The sequence below is a fragment of the Apibacter sp. B3935 genome (assembly GCF_009827705.1).
Lineage (GTDB): Bacteria > Bacteroidota > Bacteroidia > Flavobacteriales > Weeksellaceae > Apibacter.
The window spans coordinates 572210-593649 of sequence record NZ_WINL01000001.1 but is presented as its reverse complement, the minus strand read 5'-3'; the positions used below and the strand labels follow the sequence as shown (position 1 = coordinate 593649).

At 31.3% G+C, this 21440-nt stretch carries 17 protein-coding genes and 1 riboswitch; of the genes, 8 read left to right on the top strand and 9 right to left on the bottom strand.

The window, feature by feature from the left end:
* The first annotated feature begins 131 nt into the window (after window positions 1–131).
* Window positions 132–1259, top strand: coding sequence for a metallophosphoesterase (locus GFV00_RS02520; protein ID WP_160556359.1), 1128 nt, complete (start codon window positions 132–134; stop codon window positions 1257–1259).
* Window positions 1260–1401: 142 nt separating this feature from the next.
* Window positions 1402–2097, top strand: coding sequence for a formyltransferase family protein (locus GFV00_RS02515; protein ID WP_160556361.1), 696 nt, complete (start codon window positions 1402–1404; stop codon window positions 2095–2097).
* A 678-nt stretch (window positions 2098–2775) separates the two neighbouring features.
* Here the strand turns inward: GFV00_RS02515 and rpsJ are convergent.
* Genes rpsJ through rpsL form a run of 4 tightly spaced genes read right to left on the bottom strand, consistent with a single transcriptional unit; the run spans window position 2776 to window position 6112 of the window.
* Complete coding sequence (gene rpsJ / locus GFV00_RS02510) at window positions 2776–3081, bottom strand: 30S ribosomal protein S10 (protein ID WP_055425679.1); 306 nt, start codon at window positions 3079–3081, stop codon at window positions 2776–2778.
* A gap of 11 nt (window positions 3082–3092) precedes the next feature.
* Complete coding sequence (gene fusA / locus GFV00_RS02505; protein ID WP_105297011.1) at window positions 3093–5222, bottom strand: elongation factor G; 2130 nt, start codon at window positions 5220–5222, stop codon at window positions 3093–3095.
* 7 nt (window positions 5223–5229) lie between these two features.
* Entirely contained in the window at window positions 5230–5706 is a 477-nt protein-coding gene (gene rpsG, locus GFV00_RS02500) for a 30S ribosomal protein S7 (RefSeq protein WP_055425681.1), read from the bottom strand.
* A 25-nt stretch (window positions 5707–5731) separates the two neighbouring features.
* Window positions 5732–6112 carry a 30S ribosomal protein S12 gene (rpsL, locus tag GFV00_RS02495; protein WP_055425682.1) on the bottom strand — a complete coding sequence of 127 codons (381 nt, stop codon included), beginning with the start codon at window positions 6110–6112 and terminating at the stop codon, window positions 5732–5734.
* 237 nt (window positions 6113–6349) lie between these two features.
* On the opposite strand from rpsL, the gene GFV00_RS02490 reads away from it, so the two are divergent.
* The 4 genes from GFV00_RS02490 to bshA all read left to right on the top strand — a co-directional run bounded on the left by GFV00_RS02490 (window position 6350) and on the right by bshA (window position 10076).
* The gene (locus GFV00_RS02490) at window positions 6350–7264 is read left to right on the top strand and encodes a DMT family transporter (RefSeq protein WP_160556364.1); all 915 of its coding nucleotides are present in this window, start codon (window positions 6350–6352) and stop codon (window positions 7262–7264) included.
* A 154-nt stretch (window positions 7265–7418) separates the two neighbouring features.
* Window positions 7419–8069, top strand: a complete 651-nt coding sequence (locus tag GFV00_RS02485) for a protein-L-isoaspartate(D-aspartate) O-methyltransferase (RefSeq protein ID WP_105297009.1) — start codon at window positions 7419–7421, stop codon at window positions 8067–8069.
* A gap of 251 nt (window positions 8070–8320) precedes the next feature.
* The gene (locus GFV00_RS02480; protein WP_105297008.1) at window positions 8321–8950 is read left to right on the top strand and encodes an alpha/beta hydrolase; all 630 of its coding nucleotides are present in this window, start codon (window positions 8321–8323) and stop codon (window positions 8948–8950) included.
* A gap of 1 nt (window position 8951) precedes the next feature.
* Complete coding sequence (bshA, locus tag GFV00_RS02475) at window positions 8952–10076, top strand: N-acetyl-alpha-D-glucosaminyl L-malate synthase BshA (RefSeq protein WP_160556366.1); 1125 nt, start codon at window positions 8952–8954, stop codon at window positions 10074–10076.
* A 30-nt stretch (window positions 10077–10106) separates the two neighbouring features.
* On the opposite strand, the gene GFV00_RS02470 is transcribed toward bshA, so the two are convergent.
* From GFV00_RS02470 to GFV00_RS02460, 3 genes are all read right to left on the bottom strand, one after another.
* A complete protein-coding gene (locus tag GFV00_RS02470) occupies window positions 10107–11288 on the bottom strand; it encodes a homoserine dehydrogenase (RefSeq protein WP_185149973.1) in 1182 nt (393 codons plus the stop codon).
* Between the two features lie 28 nt (window positions 11289–11316).
* Entirely contained in the window at window positions 11317–12453 is a 1137-nt protein-coding gene (locus GFV00_RS02465) for a PLP-dependent aspartate aminotransferase family protein (protein ID WP_160556368.1), read from the bottom strand.
* A gap of 164 nt (window positions 12454–12617) precedes the next feature.
* Window positions 12618–12715, bottom strand: a riboswitch (SAM riboswitch).
* Window positions 12716–13035: 320 nt separating this feature from the next.
* Window positions 13036–13344 (bottom strand): MerR family transcriptional regulator, encoded by a 309-nt coding sequence (locus GFV00_RS02460; protein WP_160556370.1) that lies wholly within the window; start codon window positions 13342–13344, stop codon window positions 13036–13038.
* A gap of 121 nt (window positions 13345–13465) precedes the next feature.
* On the opposite strand from GFV00_RS02460, the gene GFV00_RS02455 reads away from it, so the two are divergent.
* A complete protein-coding gene (locus GFV00_RS02455; protein ID WP_160556372.1) occupies window positions 13466–14233 on the top strand; it encodes an SDR family NAD(P)-dependent oxidoreductase in 768 nt (255 codons plus the stop codon).
* Window positions 14234–14302: 69 nt separating this feature from the next.
* Here the strand turns inward: GFV00_RS02455 and leuS are convergent, their stop codons facing one another.
* Both leuS and GFV00_RS02445 read right to left on the bottom strand, forming a co-directional pair.
* Entirely contained in the window at window positions 14303–17158 is a 2856-nt protein-coding gene (leuS, locus tag GFV00_RS02450) for a leucine--tRNA ligase (RefSeq protein ID WP_160556834.1), read from the bottom strand.
* 140 nt (window positions 17159–17298) lie between these two features.
* A complete protein-coding gene (locus GFV00_RS02445) occupies window positions 17299–17934 on the bottom strand; it encodes a DUF6348 family protein (protein ID WP_160556374.1) in 636 nt (211 codons plus the stop codon).
* Between the two features lie 417 nt (window positions 17935–18351).
* Here GFV00_RS02445 and GFV00_RS09755 point away from each other — a divergent pair, with 417 nt between their 5' ends.
* On the top strand, window positions 18352–21423 hold the full coding sequence (locus GFV00_RS09755; RefSeq protein ID WP_255448744.1) for a T9SS type A sorting domain-containing protein: 3072 nt from the start codon (window positions 18352–18354) through the stop codon (window positions 21421–21423).
* Window positions 21424–21440: the final 17 nt, after the last annotated feature.

Below are 21440 nucleotides of genomic sequence, written 5' to 3'. Positions count from 1 at the left end.
TTTTTTTAATCAATTAAAATCATTTAATCTGCTTTATTTGAGTATAGTAAAATATTTTTGATTCATAAAAATTAAATTTGATTGAAATGAAAGTTAGCTATCTTAATAAAAATTAGATAAAAAAAGATTCTATGAAAAAAATTTTTTTATTTTCGTTTACCATATTTTTATACTTTTTAGCTAACTTTTATACTTTTTATCATATATATTCCTTACTATCTGAACAATCAATTTTTGTAAAAAGCATTTTTTTCTTACTGGTATTTTTTCTTCCCTCATCTTTTATATTGTTTTTACTTTTCTCAAAAAAATTACCATTACCATCCGCAACGATTTTATATAAAATTTCTACTAGTTGGCCGGTTGTTCTTTTATACTCCTTTTTACTTTTTCTTGTTTATGATGGATTGCTATTATTAAATAATTTTGGTGAATTTATACCTGAAAATTTCTTTAATAACAATTATGGTATTATCTTGATTCTATGTTTAGTGGTTTGTATAGGTTTCTATGGATATAGAAATTACTTTAATAAAAAGAGAATTTATTTAAAATTAACAACCAATAAAAAGTTAATTAAACCTTTAAGAATTGTAATGATAAGCGACCTTCATTTGGGTTATGCCATTCAGGGAAATGAATTGAAAAGCTGGATTAATAAAATTAATAAAGAAAAACCTGACTTAGTTCTTATAGTAGGAGATATCATTGACACTAATGTTAAGCCTTTACAGCATTTTTTATTGGAAAAGCACTTTAAAAATATAAAATCCCGTTTAGGTATTTACAGTTGCTTAGGAAATCATGAATATATAAGTGGAATTACTGAAAGTATAGATTTTATTAAAAATGCCGGTATTCATTTACTAAGAGACTCTTCAATTTTAATTGAAAATAGTTTTTATATTGTGGGAAGAGATGATCGTACCAATAGCTTTAGAAAGCCTCTTAATGAATTAATTAAAGATTTTGATTCCTCTAAACCTATAATCGTTTTAGATCATCAGCCCTATCATCTGGAAGAATCCGAGCTTAATCAAGTAGACGTACAATTTTCAGGACATACCCATCAAGGACAAGTTTGGCCGATTTCTTTAATTACTAAATCCATATTCGAGAAATCTCACGGTTATCTAAAAAAGGGAAATACTCATATCTATGTAAGTGCAGGAATCGGAATTTGGGGAGGAAGATTCAGAATAGGAACCAATTCTGAATATGTGGTAGTAGATTTTTTACAAGATTCAACCCAAAATTAATTTTAAATTTAAGTGTTATTTTTAAAGTTTTAAACAATAGAACGTCCTTTTCCCGTTCATTATATTATTATTTATATAATGCTTTAAAATAACACACTTTAGTAAATCTCACTTGAACTAGTTAATTTTTAAAATATTTATTATGAATAAAAAAATAGCTGTTATTTGTTATGACCATCCCACAAGGAAAATACAAGAAGTATTGTTGCGATTAAAAGGGAAAGGATATCATGAAGTTGATGTATATGCAATACCATTTGTTCCCAGAAAACCTATACAAGCACTTATTACACATCGTCCCTCCGAATTACTTCTTACCCTGGAAAATGAACAGTTAGCTAAAAATTTAGACTATACTTATATAAAAAAAGAAATAGGAGAGTTGGATAACTGTTTTACAGAAAATTCGTATCATTCTATCTTAATAGCGGGAGCGGGTTTATTGCCCGAACAATTAGTTTCCAACCATAAAATTATAAATTCTCATCCGGGATACCTTCCCTTTGTTCGGGGTTTAGATGCTCTGAAATGGGCGGTATATGAAGATTTACCGATAGGAGTTACGGTTCATTATGTAAACAAAGAAGCAGATGCGGGGCTTTTAATTATTCAAGAAAAAATAGAAATAGCTACAGAAGATACGTTTCATACCCTATGCTTTAAACTTTGGAATTTAGAAATGCAACTGTTGGTTGATTCTATTGAAAAGGTCGATACCATTAAAGATTTTATTTCCTTACCAACGGATGTGACAGAGCCTCATCGAAGAATGCCTCGAGTTAAAGAAGAAAAATTATATTTAAAATTTGAAGAATATAAAGATAAAAATATAAAATAAGCAGGCTTAAAAAAGCCTGCATCACTAAATAGAATTTAACATGTTATTGAATTTAAATTAAATGAGTTTACAAATTTAATTGGTGAATTTATACATATACTTATAATTAGTCTTTAAATTTTCTGATTCTATTCTTTTTTATCTTATAATTCATTCATAATTAAAATTCTAAACCATTCAAAATATTCAATAATATTTTAATTAATTTTTATAGCAACAATCGCAGTAAATTACTGATTGTGATCTTGAAAAATATATATTTAGATTTCTAAAAAATATAAATCCGAATTCTTTTAAAAAATATCTTAGAAAGTTAGATAGATATACTAAGCTAGTTAATTTTACCATTGAAAATGGAATTATAAATGTGCTGAAAGTTACAATTGGCAATAAGTTAGAATGACTAATACTACTTTTTTCAGTTGAGAACAATATACTTTTAAAAAAATAAGCCAAATTATTTTTCATAATAGATTTATTTATGCTTTTATTAAACACTAATTTCGTGCCAAAATTTATATAATAATAAAGTAAATATTTAAAATATATTCCGAATACTGTATAAATAAATATTATATTTAAGTGGTAATGTGCGTTTTTGTAATACTATATAAAATAAAAAAACCTTCTGAATTATAATTCAGAAGGTTTTTTATATCTAAAGTTTCGTTTAAAAACTTATACTTTAATCTCTACTTCAACACCGCTAGGAAGCTCTAATTTCATTAATGCATCAACAGTTTTAGAAGAAGAACTGTAGATATCCATTAATCTTTTATGAGAGTTTAATTGGAATTGTTCACGAGATTTTTTGTTAACGTGTGGAGAACGCAATACGGTAAAAATTCTCTTATGAGTAGGTAATGGAATAGGACCATTAACTACAGCACCGGTTGCTTTCACGGTTTTTACGATTTTTTCAGCTGATTTATCAACTAAATTATAATCGTAAGATTTAAGTTTTATTCTTATTTTTTGACTCATTGTTTTAAAAATTAAACGTTTGTACCCTTAGCTTTAGCAATTACTTCATCAGCTATATTCTGAGGAGCTGCTTCATAGTGGTCAAATTCCATAGTTGAAGTAGCACGTCCTGAAGATAAAGTTCTTAAGGAAGTTACGTATCCGAACATTTCAGATAATGGAACAAATGCTTTAATAACTTTGGCATTATTTCTATCATCCATTCCGCTTACTGTTGCTCTACGACGGTTTAAGTCTCCTACAATGTCCCCCATATATTCTTCCGGAGTTAAAACTTCCAATTTCATAATAGGCTCCATAATAACCGGTTTTGCTTTCTTAGCTGCTTCTTTGAATCCAAGTTTAGCTGCCAATTCGAAAGATAACTGGTCAGAGTCAACCGCATGGTAAGATCCGTCTTTCAATGTGATCTTCATACCGTCAATCTCATATCCTGCTAAAGGACCATTTTTCATAGCTTCTTTGAAACCTTTTTCAACAGATGGTATAAATTCTCTAGGAATGTTACCACCTTTGATTTCGTTTACGAATTCTAATCCGGTTTTTCCTTCATCAGCAGGTCCGATTTGGAATACAATATCAGCAAATTTACCACGACCACCGGTTTGTTTTTTGTAAACTTCTCTGTGATCAGCAGATCCCATTAAAGCTTCTTTATACTCAACCTGAGGTTGTCCTTGGTTTACTTCAACTTTAAATTCTCTTCTTAAACGGTCTACAATGATGTCAAGGTGAAGCTCACCCATTCCTGAAATTACAGTTTGTCCTGAAGCTTCATCTGTTTTTACTTGGAAAGTTGGATCTTCTTCCGCTAATTTTGATAAAGCCATACCCAATTTATCAACATCCGCTTTAGTTTTAGGTTCTACAGCGATACCGATAACCGGATCAGGGAATACCATGCTTTCCAAAATAATCGGAGATTTTTCATCACAAAGTGTATCTCCTGTTTTAATATCTTTAAATCCAACTGCTGCACCAATATCTCCGGCTTCGATATATTCGATAGGATTTTGTTTATTGGCATGCATTTGATAGATTCTGGAAATTCTTTCTTTATCACCGGATCGAGTGTTTAATACATAAGATCCGGCATCTAAATGACCGGAATAAGCTCTAAAGAAAGCTAAACGACCAACATAAGGATCGGTAGCAATTTTAAACGCTAAAGCTGCAAACGGTTCTTTTGCATCCGGTTTTCTTGCAATCGGTTCATCAGTTTTAGGATCTGTACCTTCAATAGCTTCTTTATCCAGTGGAGAAGGAAGATAACGGCAAACAGCATCTAACATAAACTGAACCCCTTTATTTTTGAAAGATGATCCGCAAACCATAGGTATAATGCTGATATCTATAGTTGCTTTACGAAGCGCTTCGTGGATTTCTTCTTCCGAAATTGAATCCGGATCTTCAAAGAATTTTTCCATTAAAGTTTCATCGTATTCAGCAACTGCTTCGATAAGGTTTTGGCGATATTCCATTACCTCCTCTTTCATATCTTCAGGGATATCTACAATATCAAAAGTAGAACCGAAGTTATCATTATGCCATACAATAGCACGGTTTTTAACTAAGTCAACTACCCCTTTGAAATCTTCTTCAGATCCGATAGGTAATACGATAGGAACCGCATTAGATCCTAACATTTCTTTAACCTGACGGCACACATTAAGGAAGTCAGAACCTTGTCTGTCCATTTTGTTTACAAATCCCATTCTAGGAACTTTGTAATTATCCGCAAGTCTCCAGTTAGTTTCAGATTGAGGCTCAACACCGTCAACCGCACTAAATAAGAAAACTAATCCGTCTAATACCCTTAATGAACGGTTCACCTCAACAGTAAAGTCAACGTGTCCCGGAGTGTCGATAATATTAAAGTGGTAAGACTGTGTATCCGGTAGTTTTTTACCGTCATCAGTTAATGGGAAATTCCAATTACATGTAGTAGCTGCAGAAGTAATAGTGATTCCTCTTTCAGCTTCTTGAACCATCCAGTCCATCGTTGAAGCTCCGTCATGAACTTCTCCGATTTTATGGTTTACTCCGGTATAAAATAAAATTCTTTCCGTTGTAGTTGTCTTTCCTGCATCAATGTGAGCAGCAATACCTATATTACGTGTATATTTTAAATCTCTAGACATATTTTCTTTAGAATTTGAAATGTGAGAATGCTTTATTAGCTTCAGCCATACGATGCGTATCGGTTTTCTTTTTAACTGCAGCACCTTCCTCTTTAGCAGCGGCAATAATTTCAGCAGCTAACTTTTGAGACATGGACTTTTCATTTCTATCTCTTGAATATTTTATTAACCATTTCATCGCCATAGAAATTTTTCTATCCGGACGAATAGGCATTGGAATCTGGAAGTTAGCTCCCCCAACTCTTCTGCTACGTACTTCAACGTGAGGCATTACGTTTTCTAAAGCATCTTTCCAAATTTCCAGAGATGTTTTTTCCTGATTTTCTTTTTTAGTTTCTACGATTTCCAACGCATCGTAAAAAATTTTAAAAGCTATGCTTTTTTTACCGTCTTTCATTAAGTTATTAACGAAACGAGTTACTAACTGATCGTTAAACTTAGGATCCGGTAAAAGCGGACGTTTTTTTGCTTTCGTTTTTCTCATTTTACCTGAATAATTTCGTTATTACTTATTTTTTCTCTTTAGGTCGTTTAGCTCCGTATTTACTTCTTCTTTGTAAACGTCCTTGAACACCAGCTGTGTCTAAAGCACCTCTGACAATGTGATAACGAACACCAGGTAAATCTTTTACCCTTCCGCCTCTCACCAATACTATCGAGTGCTCTTGCAGATTATGTCCTTCTCCCGGGATGTACGCATTGACCTCTTTACCGTTAGTTAAACGAACTCTGGCTACTTTTCTAAGTGCTGAATTCGGTTTCTTAGGTGTAGTGGTATATACACGAGTACATACTCCACGTCTTTGTGGACAAGAATCTAAAGCAGCCGATTTACTCTTCTTGGTAAGTGTGGCTCTTCCTTTTCTTACTAATTGTTGAATAGTTGGCATTTATGCTCTTTTAATTTTTAAGTTTGCAAATGTAGTGCTTTTTATTTATAAATGCAAATAATAATACGCCCATAATCCACTGATTCATATGATTATTTATTTAAAAGTTTATCTTTTTAAATGATAATTGTTTAATCTAAATTTAAAAAAAATCATGAATTGAATGAATTTTTCGTCAAGTATCTGAATTTAAGTTTTTAACTTTGAAACTGCTTAAAATTATATAAATACAAATAAATGAACGTGAACTACTTAAAATCGCTATTTTTTGTGGCGTTTGCAGCAGCTTCTTATGGAGTATTGGCAACTTTTGTTCGTCTGTCTTATAACAACGGCTATACTACTGCGGAGGTTACCTTTTCTCAAGCGGTCCTCGGCTTGCTAGGTCTTATCATACTTCATGGTTTTAGTAAAAATAAACAGGTAAGTAAAGAAAAAAAATATACTTTAAAAGATAAAGTATATTTAGTTTTGTCTGGAACATCTTTTGGTCTTACCAGCACCTTTTATTATTTAGCTGTTCATTACGGAATCCCTGTATCCATATGCATAGTTTTACTTATGCAGGCGGTATGGATGGGTGCATTAGTGGATTTTATTGTAAATCGTAAGAAACCTACACTTGTTGAAATTGTAGCCATTATAACCATTCTTTTGGGTACTTTATTAGCAACCAATCTTATTAATGAATCTCACGTTCATTTGAATGCAACAGGTGTAATTTTTGGAATTTTAGCAGCACTATCCTATACTTTTTCTATGTTTACGTCCAATAAAGTAGCCTTATCTATGCCCTCTACTTTGCGGTCTGTTTATCTGCTAGTAGGAGCCACCCTTATGGTTTCATTAATTTGGGCTCATGCGCTGATAACTGAACCGTTCCATTTTTCAATATTCTATAAATGGGGTATTATATTAGCTGTTTTCGGAACTATTCTTCCTCCCTTTTTATTTACCAAAGGTATGCCGGTGGTGGGAATCGGAATAGGAAGTATAATTGCTTCCTTGGAACTTCCGGTTTCTGTTATGATGGCTAAATTTGTGCTTAGCGAAAAAGTAACTTCCCTGCAATGGGTGGGCATTGTACTTATCCTTATCGCTATTGTTTTACTTAATTTAACTTTTATACTTCCTAAAAGATTAAAAAAATAAAAAATTCAAAAAAAATACTAATAAGATAAAAATAAGGAACTTTTTAACTTACAATAATTTTCATGTAAAAAATATTTTTTATCGCTTGCTTTTCGCCTTTATGCGTCCCGGTAAATATTGTTTCTCATTGATATTTTAAATAACTTGCAAGACAATGAAACAGGATACATTAAAACATAAAGGAAAGAGAAATAAACTAATTAATTTACTTAAGCAAAAAGGAATAAATGATGAAATTGTATTAAATGCCCTAAATAAAATTCCTCGTCATCTCTTTATAGATTCAATATTTGAAGATCTGGCTTATGAAGACCGAGCTTTTCCAATATTATCCAATCAAACGATTTCCCATCCATTTACAGTAGCTTTTCAAACTCAATTATTACACGTTCAGAAAGGAGAAAAAGTTTTAGAAATCGGAACAGGTTCCGGATATCAAACTTCTGTTTTAGTAGCTCTAGGAGCACAAGTCTTTACCATTGAAAGACAAAAAGAATTATTTGAATTCTCCAAAAGAATCCTTAAAAAAATTAATTTCACTCCTAAACATCAAATTTTTGGCGATGGATATTTAGGTCTTCCTTCTTTTGCTCCTTTTGATAAAATTATAGTGACAGCGGGGGTTCCTACCATGCCTAAAAAGTTATTGGAGCAATTAGCAGTTGGAGGGGTCATGGTTATTCCTATAGGAGAAAAAGAGCAAAAAATGTATACCGTTCTAAAATTAGATGAAAATACATTTGAGACTATGGAGTTTGGAGATTATCAATTTGTTCCCATGTTAGAAAATAGAGTGATTGAATAAAAAATCGATTGGTTACTACTAATAATTTTAAACCGTATCTATTTTACTAAAAAGCATTATGTTTTAATAATTTAAAAAAATATCATCTACTTTAATTTTCTAATTAACAATTGATCTAAAAAAAATCATTTTCAAGATAATCACCAAGAAGTATAAATTTCATAAGAAACGTATAGATAACTTTAGATAGCTTGATTCTCTAAAATGTATTATACAAAAAAGAGTATCTTTGTTTTACTAAATTTCTAAATATGGTCCATTATTTATTAAGAGAACCTAAGTCAGCTACCGAGACGCCTTCATTAATACTTTTACTGCATGGGTATGGAAGTAATGAGCAAGATTTGTTCAGTTTTGCAGAAGAATTACCCGATGATGCCTACGTGATTAGTTTACGAGCCATACGAGAAATTAGCATGGGTGGATATGCCTGGTACGATTTAGATTTTACTTCAGGAGCCAAAATGATTAATTCCGACCAGGCCATTGAATCGCAAAAAATTATTATGAAATTTTTGGATCAAATCCAAACTAAATATCCTTTCGATACTAATTCCATAACCTTGTTAGGTTTTAGTCAAGGAGCAATCCTTTCCTTTTCATTAGCATTACATCATCCTAAAAGGTTTAAAAAAATAGCCTGTTTAAGTGGATATCCGGACCCGGAATTATTGAAAGACGTAAACATGGGGGATGATTTTTCACAATTGGAATTTTTCTTTTCACATGGAAAAGAAGATCCTATTATTCCCATTCAATGGTCTCGTCAATTCAAATCAATATGTGAAGAATTAGATTTAGATTATGAATATCATGAATACAATGAAGGTCATGGCATAAATTCTGAAAACTATTATGATCTTTTAAATTTTTTGCAATAAGATGAAAATTGGAATTGTTTGTTATCCTACGTTCGGTGGGAGCGGGATAGTTGCCACCCAATTAGGAATGGAGATGGCCGCATTAGGTAATGAAGCTCATTTTATAAGCTATAGCATTCCGGCAAAGCTGGATGTCACTTTGCCTAATGTATATTTTCATCAAGTTTGCGTTAAACAATATCCTTTATTTGAATATCAACCCTTTTCCTTAGCATTGTCTACAATCATTGTAAATGTTGCAGAAACTTACGGATTAGATTTGCTGCATGTGCATTATGCTATACCTCATGCCTATGCAGCCTATTTTGCCAAGCAAATTTTAAAAGAGAAGGGTGTTGACTTACCGGTAATCACTACCTTACACGGTACAGATATTACTTTGGTAGGAAGTCATCCCATTTATAAATCCGGTGTCGAATTTTCGATCAATAAATCCGATTATATAACCTCAGTTTCCCAAAGTTTAAAACAAGATACTTTTGAGGCATTTACTATTAAAAAAGACATTGAAGTAATTCCGAATTTTATTGATAATTCTGTTAAAATATCAAGCCCGTGTATCCGAAAGAATTTTGCTGCTGAAGATGAAAAATTACTTATCCATGTATCTAACTTGAGAAAAATTAAACGCATTGATGATGTAATGTCGATTTTCAATCTGGTACAAAAAGAAGTTAAATCGAAACTTTTGATTGTTGGAGAAGGACCGGAGACAGAAACCATTGAGCATTTAACTAAAGTGTATCATTTGGAGGATAAAATAAAAACGTTAGGTAAAATGGTAGATGTATCTTCAATTTTAAGTATTGCAGATCTATTTTTATTACCTTCTGAACAAGAAAGTTTCGGATTGGCAGCTTTAGAAGCTATGGCCTGTGGTATACCTGTTATTTCAAGTAATGCCGGGGGAATTACAGAAGTTAATAAAGACGGTTTTTCAGGATTTGTATCACCTGTTGGTGACGTTCCTTCCATGGCAAAGAATGCCATTAGGCTGCTGAAAGATGAAAAAATGCTTTCACTTTTCAAAAAACAAGCGAAAGACCAAGCTTTACTTTTTGATAATTCTAAGATAATTCCTATATATAAAGAATTGTATGACCGAGCATTGTGCAATCATAACTAAATAGTTAAATTTACATACTTATCAACCCAATCAGCTGAAAAAAATAACATTTATATTCGGGTCTTTAATCCATGAAGAATTCGCTAATTTATGTAAACAGATGAAACCTATAAAATAATTACCTGAAAGGCTGCTGTATTGTTCTTCGATGGACTCAAAATCATCAAAACCGGAAAATTGGTCGTGATATCTCACATAAACTTTATAAATTTTAGTATCTACTAATTGTAATTGTTTATTTAGATGAATATATTTTTTGTTTTCATATCTGTAATCATATGTTAAAGCTGAAATATCAGAAAGTACGGCAGATCCGGTGGGTTTATCTCCGGCACCTTTACCAATCATCAGTTGCTTTTCAGAAAAAGCACTTTCTAAAACCACTCCATTATATTCATAATTTACATGAGCTAATGTATTTTCTTTTTCTATAAAAGTAGGAGCACAAAAACCCGTAATTTCATTATTATTTTTATTGCATCTTGCTATTAACTTGATTGTTAAATTTCTTTGACGAGCAAATTCCAAGTCGAAATCACTAATTCTTGATATTCCAAAATTAAATATAGATTCCGGCTTAGTAATAAGTCCAAAAGCATGAAAAAGAATAATACACAATTTATATTTAGGATCAATTCCCTCAACATCTAAGGTAGGATCTGATTCTGCGAATCCTTTGTCTTGAGCTTCTTTTAAAACCACAGGATAAGAAAGTTTTTCATGGATCATTTTGGTTAAAATGAAATTGGTAGAACCATTAAAAATTCCCGAAACCGATGTTAACAAATCATTGTCATAATATTCTTCTAAATTTCTGATAATGGGAATACTGGCACAAACAGAGGCTTCATAGAGTAGGGGAACTTGGTATTCTTTTTCCAACTTTAGAAGTTCAGGTAAATGTTCGGCAATCATCTTTTTATTTGCCGAAACTACAGCTTTTCCGTTTTTCATGGCCTCTGAAACAATATCAAAAGCAGCATCAGCGTCATCTATTAATTCGACAATAACTTCAATTTCAGGGTCCGATAATAACTCGTATTTATCGGTAGTAAAATACTTTTTATCGATTGATCTCGGTTTATCGGGATGTTTAATACATATTTTTTTAATATTTGCATCTACACTTTCGGCTTCTTCTAACACTTTATACAATCCCGTTCCCACACATCCAAACCCAAAAATTCCTAATTTAAGTTTATTTCTTATCATTTAATTATTCAATTTATAAAATTAACCGTTAATCTAAAGCTTGTTTGATATCATTAATCAGGTCATCTACATTTTCAATTCCTACCGATAAACGAATTAAAGAATCTTGAATTCCTGTTTCTTTACGAACTTCAAGAGGGGTTGATTTATGGGTCATGGTGGCAGGATGGCTACCCAAACTCCTAACATCGCCTAAATTTTCAGCTAAAAGAAAAATTTTGGTACGTGTTAAAAAATCTTTTGCCGTTTCTAAAGTATCGTCTTTTAAACTAAAAGATACCATTCCGCCAAACCCTTTTTGTTGTTTGGCCGCAATATGATGATTGGGATGATTTTTTAATCCGGGATAATATACTTTATCTACTTTGAAATGTGTAGTTAAAAATTCAGCAATTTTTTGAGCATTTTGTGAATGTTTTTCCATACGCAGAGATAGAGTTTGAATTCCGCGTAAGGTTAACCAACTATCAAAAGGCGAGAGTACGCCCCCTGAGGTATTTTGTAAATATTTTAATTCTTCGGCTATTTTAGGATCTTTCACAACTATAAATCCGGATAAAACATCTCCATGTCCTGAAAGATATTTAGTTCCACTGTGTACAACAATATCTGCTCCTAAACGTATCGGTTGTTGTAAAGCAGGAGATAAAAAAGTATTATCTACAATTAATAGTGCTCCCACTTGCTTGGAAATTTTAGCGATTTCTTCAATGTCGGATATTTTTAAAGTAGGATTTGTAGGGGTTTCCAGCCAAATGAAGCGAGTTTTATTTGAAACTGCTTGTAAGACATTTTGAATATCAGTAGTATCAATAAATTTAGAGGTTACACCAAATTTATTATAAACTGTAGTAACTATTCGATAAGTACCTCCATAAACATCATTTACAGCAATAATTTCATCCCCTTGTTTTAATAACTTTAAAACACAATCCGTTGCAGCCAATCCCGATGAAAAAGCAAATCCGGCAATACCACCCTCTAATTCAGCAATGGCTTGTTCTACAACTTTACGTGTAGGATTAGCCGTTCTTGTATAAGCAAATCCTTTATTCACATCCGGTTCTTCCTGAACATAAGAAGAGGTTTGGTAAATAGGAGTAGAGATAGCTCCGGTAAGTACATCAGGAGTAGAAATATGTACTAATTTTGTTTCTAATTTCATGACTAGGTTGTTTTTTCTAATTAATAAATGCCTTAAAATTCATTAATCATCATAAAACAACTTATACAAGATTCCCATTTAATTTAAATTCTAAATTATGAATTAGCTTCTTTTTGTAGGTCGAAAGAAGCTCGTATTATTTGTATTTGTATGTAAGCTGTTTCGACTTATCTTTCCTTTACGGTTGGATGCAGCACCTACTCATATAAGAGGGTTGCTAAGGTATCATAGGGCCAATTCCCTCCACCTTTCTTGATAAGTAATTTTATTAATGATCGTTAAATATATTACAAAGATAAGTTTTATTTTTTAATTTCCAATAAAAAACGATTTTATTATAATATTTATAAAGGTATTGTATCTTTAATAATCATTATAATATAAGATATAAAGTATGCTAGATATAAATCAATTTACCTACAGAAGCATTTAAATAACCGTCGAAATTAATTCTAAGTTTAAAAAAATACATTTTTTTGCAATGGTAAATATTTTATACTAGGGCATGATTTATAGTAAGATCAATAATAATATTATACAATGTAAATGATATTTTAACAACCCATTCATTAGATACTGATTTTATTTATTGGTAAGCTTTTTTAATACATTTTCAATCATTTGCATTCGACTGTCTAATTTTTGTGACGCAGCATCTAATGTAAACCCTTCTTCCAATAATTCTTTTATTAGAATCATTTTTTTAATATTTTCATAATTGTATCTTCTGTTTTTTCCTTCCTGTTCTGTAAGACTTTTGATAATTCCTTTATCTTCCCAATACCTAATTTGTCGGGTAGGAATTCCGGTTATTTGAGAAACTTCGCCAATGCCCACAATTAATTGCTCTAAAAACTTAAAATCGAAAGATAAATGATTGGTTTCATTCATTTTGTAAATTATTTACATTATTTGAAGTAAATATACATAATAAAAGTTAAATTTGTAATTGTAAATAATTTGCATAAAATGTAAATATTTAACAATAAACTATAATTAAAATTTAAATATTATGCTCATAGACAAAAATGTTATTATAACCGGCGCTACAGAAGGAATAGGCTTGGGCATTGCTCGTGCTTTCGCTCAACAAAGAGCAAATCTTGTTCTAATTGCCAGAGATCCTCAAAAATTAAACAAAATCAAAGAAGAATTTTCGTCGTATCACGTAACTGTTTCTCTGATTTCTGCGGATTTAACGGAAATTGAAAAATTATTTTCAGTTGGTAAACTAATTTTAGAAAAAGTAAAGACAGTTGATGTGTTAATTAATAATGCAGGAATCGGTCGTTTTAATCCTTTTGAAGAAACATCTGAAGATTTATTAGATAAACACATTAATCTTAATATGAAAGCACCTTATATACTGACTCAAAATTTGTATCAATCTTTGAAAAAATCCAAAGGAAATATAATTAATATTTCATCTTATTTTTCACACAGAATGTTACCGGGAAGAGAATCTACTGCTTACTCCATGACTAAGGGCGGTATAGATTCATTTACTAAATCATTGGCTTTTGAGGCAGGAAAAGATGGAATTCGGGTTAATGCTATTGCTCCGGGAAGTATCGATACGCCGCTTCTACGATATAATTTAGAACAGCTAAGCGAAGAAGGGAAAACAAATTTTCATACAATGATTAAATCTATATATCCGATGGGTAGTATTGGAACGGTAGAAGATATTGGGGCGGCTGCTGTTTTCCTGGCATCCGATCAAGCCCAATGGATTACCGGAACGATCTTATCAGTTGATGGCGGGTTAACAACTAATTAGTTAATAAAAGATAGCATAAAGAAATATAAAAAAACCAATCCCAAAACGGATTGGTTTTTTCAAGTCTATTTATAGTACAATATTGACAATTCGTTTAGGCACTACAATAACCTTTTTTGGTTGTTTGCCGTCAAGATAATTCGGTGTTTTTTCATGAGCCATTACTGCTTCTTCAATTTCTTTAGGAGTAGCGGAAATAGGCATTTCAATTTTAAAACGTACTTTTCCATTAAAACTAACCGGATATTCATGTATTTCGGAAACAAGATATTCAGCGTTAAATTCAGGGAATGCTTGAAATTCAATGCTGTTTTCATGTCCTAATTTTTCCCATAGCTCTTCTGCTATATGTGGAGCATAAGGAGAGATTAAAATGCACAAAGATTCTAAAATTTCTCTTTTATAACATTTTATTTTTACCAAATCATTGGTAGCAATCATAAAAGAACTTATGGATGTATTGAAAGAAAAGTTATCCAAATCCTCTTTAACTTTTTTTATTAATTGATGAATTATTTTTTGTTCTTCTTTAGTAGGTTTTTCATCTGATACAAAGAAAGTTTCTCCTTCACCGGAATGATACAGTTTCCAGAATTTTTTTAAGAATCCATGAACTCCGCTAAGTCCTTGAGTATTCCAAGGTTTAGCCTGTTCAATAGGTCCTAAAAACATCTCATACATACGTAAGCTGTCTGCTCCGTATTCATCACAAACATCATCCGGATTAATAACATTGTAGTAAGATTTTGACATCTTTTCTACTTCTCTCCCGCATATAAATTTACCTTCTTCAAGAATAAACTCTGCATTTTTGAATTCATCTCTCCAATTTCTTAATTTTTCTAAATCAACTTCATCTGTAGCTCCTTTAAGAAGTTTTACATCAATATGCAGTGGAGTGGTATCTTGTGCTTCATGTAATAAATTGTAAGAGATGAAGTTATTAGTTCCGTTAATTCGGTATATATAAGCACTTTGACCTAAAATCATCCCTTGATTAATTAATTTTTGGAACGGTTCTTCTTCGGCACAGTATCCATAATCTTTTAAAAATTTATTCCAAAAACGTGAATACAATAAATGTCCCGTAGCATGTTCACTTCCTCCAATATATAAATTTACATTTTCCCAATAATTTATTTTTTTAGTATCCGCAAAGCAAGAATGGTTAGTTGGATCTGTGTATCTTAGAAAATACCAGGAACTTCCGGCCCAACCGGGCATTGTATTCAAATCTAAAGGAAAAATAGTGGTATGATTAATACGGTCGTTACTTACAACTTGTTCATTTTCAGTATCCCAAGCCCATTGTGTAGCACGTCCCAACGGAGGATCTCCGTCTTCAGTGGGCAAATATTTTTCAACCTCCGGAAGAAGTAAAGGTAATGCAGATTCCGGTAAAGCATAGGGAATATTATTTTTATAATATATAGGAATAGGTTCCCCCCAATATCGTTGACGAGAAAAAACGGCATCTCGTAATCGATAGTTGGTGGTTCCGTGCCCGATTTTCATTTTTTCAATTTCTGCAATAATTTTAGCTTGAGCATCTTTAATAGTCAATCCGTCTAAAATTTGGGAATTGATACAGATTCCTTCTTTAGAAGAAAAAGCTTCTTCTTGAACATCGGTTCCTCCTTTAATTACTTCAACAATCGGAAGTCCAAAATGTTTAGCAAATCGATGATCACGCTCATCATGAGCAGGAACAGCCATTATGGCACCTGTTCCGTATCCATATAATACGTAATCTGCAATATAAACAGGAATTTTTTTATGAGTAAAAGGATTTATAGCATAAGCTCCGGTAAATTGTCCTGAAACAGTTTTAGCATCTGCTATTCGCTCCCTTTCCGATCGTTTGGTGCTTTGATCTTTATATTGGTTTACGGCTTCGTAATAAGTTCCGGTAGTAATTTGATCTACAAGAGGATGTTCAGGAGCCATAACCATATAAGTTGCACCAAATATTGTATCCGGACGAGTGGTGAAAATTGTAACGGTTGCTTCGGAATCAGCAACAGCGAAATTGATTTCTGCTCCTAAAGATTTACCGATCCAATTACGTTGACTTTCTTTGATTGATTCGCTCCAATCGATAGTTTCCAATCCGGAAAGAAGTCTTTCAGCATAAGCCGTGATCCGCATGGACCATTGCATCATACTTTTTTGATAAACAGGATATCCTCCTCGTTCAGAAACTCCATTTACTACTTCATCATTTGCCAGAACCGTACCTAAGGCCGGACACCAGTTAACGGTTGTTTCTGCTCGATATGCCAATCGATAATTTAAAAGGATATGTTGTTTTTTTTCATCTGAAAAACGGTTCCATTCTTCAGCCGAAAATATTTCGATTGGTGAGGTACAGGCATTTATTTTAGCATTACCTTCTTTTGAAAAAATATCTACTAATTCAGTAATAGGACGAGCCTCTTGCGAAGCAGTATTGTAATATGAGTTAAAAAGTTGGATGAAAATCCATTGGGTCCATTTATAATAGCCGGGATCAGATGTTCTCACTTCACGATTCCAGTCAAAAGAAAATCCCAATTTTTTCAATTGATTGTTATATCCAGCAATAACATTGTCTTTATTATCTATACCCCCGTTAATATTAACTTCTGTGGTTATCGCCGGATGTTGGCCTGTTTGAATAGCATATTGTTCAGCAGGTAGCCCGAAACTGTCATAACCAATGGGATGAAGTACATTAAAACCCTGATGGCGTTTAAACCTTGCATAAATATCAGAGGCAATATAACCCAGTGGATGACCTACATGTAAACCTGCTCCCGAAGGATACGGAAACATATCCAACACATAAAACTTGGGTTTATCTGTATGGTTTGAAGCAGCAAAAGTTTGTTGCTCTTTCCATTTTTTTTGCCATTTTTTTTCGATTTCCTGAAAATTATATTGCATGGGTAAAATTGAATTAATTTTTTGCAAAGGTAATGATTTATTCAATTTTTAAAATTGAATTTCAGCTTAAAGCATGCGTATTATTTACAATAGTAAAAGAGGATATATGATATGAAATATATATAATAATTCTTACAAACTTACTTACGCTTCAATATTATAAAATTTCTTAGACTGTAAAATTTATCGGAACTGTCCCATGCAACTGTTTTCAATTTATTTTCCATTTCCGGCCATACTTCATTATTTTTTAAAGTTTCAATCATAATCTCTCGGCTGTTTACATTAGCATAATAGATGCGAAGCCAATATAAATCTTCCTCTAGATTTTCCTCTTGAATTTGTTCCTCTATGATTTTAAATAAATTCTCGGGAATATTGAAATCGCCTTTGCACCCAAAATTACCGATATATACTTTCCATTTTTTGCCTTTGATTTCCCATTCTTCAATTCCAATTTGATCATCATTAGTAATTTGCCAAAAAGCAGATAAAAACACATGAAATGAATTAGCTACAAAATTTTGAAAAGCATTTTGTATGGCACTAATTTTATTTTTACCAATACCTAAGTAGCTTTCCGAGATAGTTTTTTTACTGGCTAAAAGTAAGGTTATATCTAAACGTATACCGGCTCCGTTTTCATATTCTTTAAAATCAAATGTTTCAGCACGCATGGCAGGAAGTTGTTCATCAACCAAAAGCCAGTCTTTATATTCAATGCTGGGTAGGTCATGAGCAAGAAGCATATTAGCGAGAATTTCTTGAGGTGACATAGATTATTTTTCTTCAAAATTACATAATATCTTTTTTAGATTATTTAATCAGTTTTCTTTACGATAGTATGAATCAATATAATAATGTGAAGCATAATAAGATGTATGAAGAGTCAAAATTGTAATAATTTTTGAAGTGGATATCTTTAAGAAATGAATTGCAATGATATTTTAATTAACATTAATTATTATCCATGACCAATTATAACTATAAATAAATCAAATATTTCAATACATAAAAAAATAATTGTCAATTTACTATTTTTTATATTTAAATAATAGACAAGATTAGCATTTTAACAAAATAAAGGTATAATTAATAGTTATTTGTAAATATTAATCAATTTTTTTTTCAAATATTATACTTATTAGAAATAAAATAATACATTTGAAATGTAAACTTTTAATTAACAAACTATGAGGAAATTATACTTTTTATTAATTATTGGTATTAATTCAATGTTCACCTCAGCTCAAAATAATAAAGTTGTTGGGCCGGGAGGTGTACCTGGGGCTGTTTTATGGATGAAAACAGTCCCAGAAACCAGAAATTTAAATGGAAGATATCTTTGGAAAGATTTTTCGGGTGATTCTTTACGACTTAATTATTATGATACAGGAAATGAATACATTGTAGAATGGAATCCTTTTGGAAGGTCTTATAATTTTAACCCTTCTATACTTTTAATTAATCCTTCTTATAGTAAAGATGTTCAAATAAGGAGCGCCAATTTATCAACTGCTACGATTTTAGGAACTTTTGCAGAAAATAATATTTATGGTGAAAATTTTGAGCAGCCGAGTTATATTTTCGCTCTGAATGGAGTTGCAGGAAAGGGTATTGTTTTGAATAAAGATAAAATTATTCATAGCAATGAAAGTCAGAAAGGAATGTTAGATTATGGTTCGGAAAATGGGCATGATTTAATGTACCATCCACAAGAAAATGCGTTAGGGGGGATAACATCGTATAAGGAAAAATCGATGCGCTCGTTTACATATTTTCGTACAAATAAAAGGGCAACGAATGTTTGGGGGGAGAAAATGAATTCTAATTTATCTCTTGGTGAAAAATTTTATTGGTTTAATAAATTTAATAATTCAACATACGATACTAATTTATTTGATCCAAATACCGTTTATACAGCATATATTCCTGAATTAATAATTTATGACAGGGTACTTAATCCTTTAGAAAAAATTAAATCGGAAACCTATTTGGCTTTAAAATATGGTTTTATGTTAGAAAATTCCATGATAGGAAGCAATAATCAATTATTATGGGATAAAGATCAACAAAAAAAATTTAATCACAGGGTTACAGGTATCTATAGAGATGATCTAAGTGGGTTATATCAAAGAAAAAGTTCCACATCTTATGAAGAAAGTCCTTATTTAAGTTATAGCTTGGAAGGGGATTCTTTTGATGCAGCCAATAATTACAATCAGTCTAATAGAAATAAGCTGTTAGTAATTGAAAAATTTCCGGCTAATTCCATGGTTGATTCCGAATTCATGATTTGGGGAGATAATAACGAGGATTTAAAAACTTCAGAAATTGAAAGTTTTGCAGGTTTAAATATAATGAATCGTCGATGGTTAATGAAAACCAACATGGATAAAAGTGAGAATGATATTACTTGGCATGTTTCCGATAACTTAGAGGCTATTAAGGATAAATACAAATTTTCTCAGATAAAAATGATTAATTCTAATAATTCTCAACCTGAGATATTGTATAGTGAAAAACCATTATCGGGTTACGAAGGACATGCATCTTTTATCTTAGGTAATCCTTACGGAGGAATAATGTTAAAATTTGGAACTAAAAATATTACAGATCAACAAAATGAAAGTTCCGATTATGGATTATATATAGATCATAAAGGTGATGTATTTACCGTTATCAGAGGTATTGTTAAAGATAAAATAAAAGTTAAATTAAATGTAGGGGACCGGGTTCAAATTGATAAATCTAAAGATGATTTTATTATTCGATTTAATGGATATGCTCCACCTATTCCTGGTTTAATTTCACCGAATATACCTATAAATGAAGAAGATATTGAAAATGATTTTTATACTAGTGTAGTAATGTATCCATGGAAATATGAATCGCGAGTTAAAGATTTTAGAACTGGAGGTTTTATAAATAATGGCACTAAGATAGAATTAGGATATATAAAATATAGGGCTGAAGAATTTGAAGGATATAATGATGGTAAAACCTATCTTTTAATTGATAGATCAGGTAAAGGAGATTTTAAAATAGAAAATACTGATTTATATCAGTCGGATGATTTTGATCCATACAGAAAAAAAATAATTTTTAATAATGTATTTTTCGATACTGATTCAAACGGAAGTGATGTATTTACATTCGGTTACAGACCAAATAATATAATTGCAAATATAAATAAATCCAATCCGACCTGTGATGCGTCTTCAATTACTAAAAATGATGGAACTATTCAAGTTAATATATTGAGAGGAGATGAAGGATTTGAATATGAATTAGTCGATCAAAAAGATAATGAAATAAAAAAAGCAGGAGTTTTTTTTGGTAACGAATTAAATATAAATGAACTTTCATCCGGACAATATACTTTAAAATTAAAGGAATTGGGAGGTTTTAATTTGATTTCAGATTCTACTGCGGTGGAAGCAAAAGCATATAGTATTCAAAATATAGATTGGGATAGAGGCGGATTCTTTGAAACGATTTTGAAAGGAAATGATCAAAATTTTCAAATGGGATTATCATTACATCCAAGAGACAATGCTGTCGCTAATGTTAACATAAGAGCGGGCTTTGAAATTAATCAAGGGCGAATTTATATTATTAATGAACATACAAAAAGTAATACTCCGTTAGATAATATAATTGTTAAAGAAGGAGATAGAATTCAAATTTATAAAGATTTTAATGAAAAGGTGTCGCCATATAAAGTTTATTATAAAATAAATGGTCAAACTTTTTATACGCAATATCTTTCCTTTTATCATTTTTTTGCTTTTAAAGTCAATAATAATGATGGAAGAATATATAATATAAGAAATACAGACGGATTTACAGAATCTCTACCTACCTATTGGAATTTCCTAAGTGTCCATCCTTATCCTAAATCAGTCAATTTATCAAAAACGATACTCGAACATACTATCACTCTCGACGAAAATTGTTTAAATAAGCCAGAAAATAATCGAGTCTATCAAATAACATCCAATGTAGATGATGACAATCATGTTCAATTTTATTATAAAGATTTCAATAATAAATCAGAGATAACAGGAAAAATTAGTCTAAAAAATCCTTCTAAAATAATGATTTCTGTATTTGATTATAACGGAAACATGATTTATAATAAAAATAATAATGAAATTTCTAAGGAGCATATTGTAGATATCTCAGGTCTTCCAAAAGGAGTATATGTAGTAAAAATATTTACTGAAGAAGGAGAATTTACTAAACATATTTCAATCAACTAATTATCATACATAAATAC